This window comes from Streptomyces sp. WELS2 (genome assembly GCF_013870595.1).
GTDB lineage: Bacteria > Actinomycetota > Actinomycetes > Streptomycetales > Streptomycetaceae > Streptomyces.
In genome coordinates this window covers 1-3,721 of sequence record NZ_JACBWZ010000630.1, presented here as the reverse complement: position 1 = coordinate 3,721, position 3,721 = coordinate 1, and the positions used below count along the sequence as shown (strand labels likewise).

The window sequence follows — 3,721 nt, the reverse complement described above, 5'->3', positions numbered from 1 at the left end:
CGCCCCGTCCGCTCCCGCTCCTGTTCCCGCGCGAAGGCGTACAGCTCCTTGGAGGTGGCGATGAGTTCGCGCCGCTCCTCGCGTGAACCGACCATCGGCTGCGAGCCCTTGAGCGGCACCTGGGCGCTCTCCGGCAGGAACCGCACGGTGAGCAGGCCGATGGCGCCGGCCAGCATCAGGTAGTAGGCGGGCATGAGGTCGTCGCCGCTCAGCTCGACCAGCGCGGCGGTGACCAGCGGGGTGGTGCCGCCGAACGCGGCGACCGCGAAGTTGAACCCGATGCCCATGGCCGCGTAGCGCACGGCGGTCGGGAACAGCGCGGGCAGGGTGGCGGCGCTGGGCGCGGCGAAGCAGGCCAGCAGCGTGGCCAGGACCAGCACCCCGGCGATCGGCGGCCAGGTGCCGCCCGCCTTGATCAGCAGGAAGGCCGGCACGGCGAGCACGATCATCGCGGCGGCACCGACGGCGTAGAGCGGCCGCCGGCCCACCCGGTCGCTGAGCCGGCCGAGGAAGGTGATCAGGACGACGATCCACACCATGCCGAGCAGCACCAGCAGGTCGGCGGAGCCGCTGGAGCGGTGCAGGGTCTCGGTCTGATAGGTCGGCAGATAGCCGGTGACCATGTAGTTGGTGACGTTGTAGAGCAGCACCAGGCCCATGCAGACGAGCAGGGCCCGCCAGTGATTGCGGACGATGTCCTTGAACTCGCTGCCGGCCGATTCCTGCGCCAGGGCCTTCTCGTGTTCGTCCAGCTGCTGCTGGAAGGCCGGGGACTCCTCCAGCTTCATCCGCATGTAGAGGCCGATCACACCGAGCGGCCCGGCGACGAGGAACGGCACGCGCCAGCCCCAGGACAGCATCTGGTCGTCGGTCAGGGCCAGGTTCAGCGCGGTGACCAGGGCCGAGCCGAGGGCGTAACCGGCGAAGGTGCCGAAGTCGAGCCAGCTGGAGAGGAAGCCGCGCCGGCGGTCCGGGGAGTACTCGGCGACGAAGGTGGTGGCCCCGCCGTACTCACCGCCGGTGGAGAAGCCCTGCACCATGCGGGCCAGCAGGAGCAGCACGGGCGCGGCGATGCCGAGGGTGGCGTAGCCGGGGATGAGCCCGATGGCGAAGGTGCCCGCGGCCATCATGATCATGGTGGTGGCGAGCACCTTCTGCCGGCCGATCCGGTCGCCGAGCGGCCCGAAGACGAGTCCGCCGAGGGGCCGTACGACGAAGGCGGCGGCGAAGGTCGCGAACGAGGAGATGACCTGGGCGGCCGGGGAGGCGCCGGGGAAGAACACCTTGCCGATGGTGGCGGCGAGGTAGCTGTAGACACCGAAGTCGAACCACTCCATGCAGTTGCCGAGCGCCGAGGCGCCGACCGCGCGCCGCAGCAGCGGGGGCTCGACCACCTGGACGTCGTCGGCGTGGAAGGCCCGCCGGTTGCGGCGCAGCCTGCGGCTCAGCTCCTCGCGGACCTGGCGCGGCAGCCGGGCCACGGCCCTGGGCACCCGCGGCCCGCTCCGTGCGCTCGTCTCGCCCCCGGGCATGGCCTCCCCACCGGACCTCTCACCGCTCATCAGCGCCTCCTTCCGCTCGCCGTCTTGATCACCGCCTGCCCCTCTCACCGGACCGGAAACGGAACCGCTTGCTCCCATACCCCCGACAAGAAGTGTGACGCACGCCACAGACGCAGGGAAAAAGTAGGACATAATGGAAGTCGCCGGACGACGTTGTCAGCCCGACCCTCGCGCAACCCGCGATCCCAAGGAGCCGTTCCCCGTATGGCGCACGGAGCCCACCGCAGCCCCCTTCCGCCGCCCCACCCCGATCTGGCCCTCGCGCTCGACTGCGAGCAGTGCCTCGGCTGGGGCACCGTCGTCACCCGCGACGGACGCCACGAACTGTGCCCCGCCTGCCAGCCGGGCCCCGCCGAGGGAGCGGCCGGCGGCCCCCGCCCCTGAAACCCCGCCCCCTCGTCCGCCCTCCCCCACCCCGTCCCGGAAGGATCATCTTCCGGATAGGCTCGGGTAACGGTTTCACCAAGAAACGTTCAAGGGGAGGCAGGGGGCTGTCATGAGCACCGCACGCACGAGCAGGACACCGTTGCCGGGCATCGGCGTCCGGTACGACCTGACGACCCGCGAGCACCGGCATCTGTCCGTGGTCGCCCACCGGGACGGTTCGCGCACCCTGAGCGCCTACCGCGGCGACGATCCCGACGCCTGCGCGCTGTCGGTCCGGCTCACCGGGCAGGAGGCGGAGGCTCTGGTGGACGCGCTCAAGCCGACCCATCACAGCCCCACTCTGCTGTCCACCACGGAGCTGGGTCTGGTGGCCGAACGGATCGAGCTGTCCGGGACCTCCCACTGGAACGGACGGCTGCTCGGCGACACCCGGATGCGCACCGAGACCGGCGTGTCGATCGTGGCCGTCCTGCGCCGCGCCGAGGCGATCCCCTCCCCCGGCCCCGGCTTCCGGCTGGCCGGCGGGGACACACTGATCGTCATCGGTACCCGCGAGGGCGTGGACGCCGCCGCCGGCATACTCGGCCGGGAGTGAGCGCCGATGCATTCCTCCGCGGTCTTCCTGATCGAGTTCGGCGCGATCATCCTCGGCCTCGGGCTGCTCGGCCGGCTCGCCGCCCGCCTGCGGTTCTCGCCCATCCCGCTGTATCTGCTGGCCGGTCTGGCCTTCGGCGAGGGCGGGCTGCTGCCGCTCGGCACCAGCGAGGAGTTCGTGGCCGTCGGCGCCGAGATCGGCGTCGTCCTGCTGCTGCTGATGCTGGGCCTCGAGTACACGGCCGGCGACCTGGTCTCCAACCTGAAGACCCAGTACCCGGCCGGAATCGTCGACGCCACCCTCAACGCCCTGCCCGGCGCCGCCATGGCCCTGCTGCTGGGCTGGGGCCCGATCGCCGCCGTCGTCCTGGCCGGCATCACCTGGATCTCCTCCTCCGGGGTCATCGCCAAGGTCCTCGGCGACCTGGGCCGGATCGGCAACCGGGAGACCCCGGTGATCCTCAGCATCCTGGTGCTGGAGGACCTGTCCATGGCGGTCTACCTGCCCGTCGTCACCGCCCTGCTGGCCGGGACCGGCATCGCCGCGGGCAGTCTCACGCTGGCCATCGCGCTCGGCGTGGCGGGTGTGGTGCTGCTGGTGGCCGTGCGCTACGGCCGGCACATCTCCCGTTTCGTCTCCACCGACGACCCCGAGAAGCTGCTGCTGGTGGTGCTCGGCCTGACCCTGGTGGTCGCCGGAGTCGCCCAGCAGCTCCAGGTCTCGGCGGCGGTCGGCGCGTTCCTGGTGGGCATCGCCCTGTCCGGCGAGGTCGCCGAGGGCGCGCACAACCTGCTGGCACCGCTGCGGGACCTGTTCGCGGCGGTGTTCTTCGTCTTCTTCGGCCTGCACACCGATCCGGCGAGCATTCCGCCGGTGCTGCTGCCCGCGCTCGCCCTGGCCGCCGTCACCACCCTCACCAAGATCGCCACCGGCTGGTGGGCGGCCCGCCGGGCGGGCATCCTCGGCCGGGGCCGCTGGCGGGCCGGCGGCACCCTCGTGGCCCGCGGCGAGTTCTCCATCGTCATCGCGGGACTCGCCGTCACCTCCGGCATCGACTCCGACCTCGGCCCGCTGGCCACCGCCTATGTCCTGATCCTGGTCGTCCTCGGCCCGCTCACCGCTCGCGGTGGAGTCCTTGCCGTCCGACTGCGAGTTCACGAGCACCACGCCGCCCACG

General features: G+C 71.7%; 4 protein-coding genes. 3 read left to right on the top strand and 1 reads right to left on the bottom strand.

The window, feature by feature from the left end; genetic code table 11:
- On the bottom strand, positions 1 to 1,532 hold a 1,532-nt coding region (gene proP, locus H5J33_RS27050; protein ID WP_181797461.1), incomplete at its 3' end, for a glycine betaine/L-proline transporter ProP.
- Positions 1,533 to 1,766: 234 nt separating this feature from the next.
- Here proP and H5J33_RS27045 point away from each other — a divergent pair.
- The 3 genes from H5J33_RS27045 to H5J33_RS27035 form a co-directional block, all read left to right on the top strand.
- Positions 1,767 to 1,946, top strand: coding sequence for a hypothetical protein (locus H5J33_RS27045; protein WP_181797460.1), 180 nt, complete (start codon positions 1,767 to 1,769; stop codon positions 1,944 to 1,946).
- Positions 1,947 to 2,058: 112 nt separating this feature from the next.
- Positions 2,059 to 2,544, top strand: a complete 486-nt coding sequence (locus tag H5J33_RS27040; protein WP_181797459.1) for a cation:proton antiporter regulatory subunit — start codon at positions 2,059 to 2,061, stop codon at positions 2,542 to 2,544.
- Positions 2,545 to 2,550: 6 nt separating this feature from the next.
- Positions 2,551 to 3,721, top strand: a 1,171-nt coding sequence (locus tag H5J33_RS27035; protein ID WP_181797458.1) for a cation:proton antiporter, incomplete at its 3' end; no start/stop codon positions are given.

Bases quoted from the DNA above. Each gene is read 5' to 3' on its own strand.
- H5J33_RS27045 (WP_181797460.1), top strand. From the start codon at position 1,767: ATGGCGCACGGAGCCCACCGCAGCCCCCTTCCGCCGCCCCACCCCGAT.
- H5J33_RS27040 (WP_181797459.1), top strand. From the start codon at position 2,059: ATGAGCACCGCACGCACGAGCAGGACACCGTTGCCGGGCATCGGCGTC.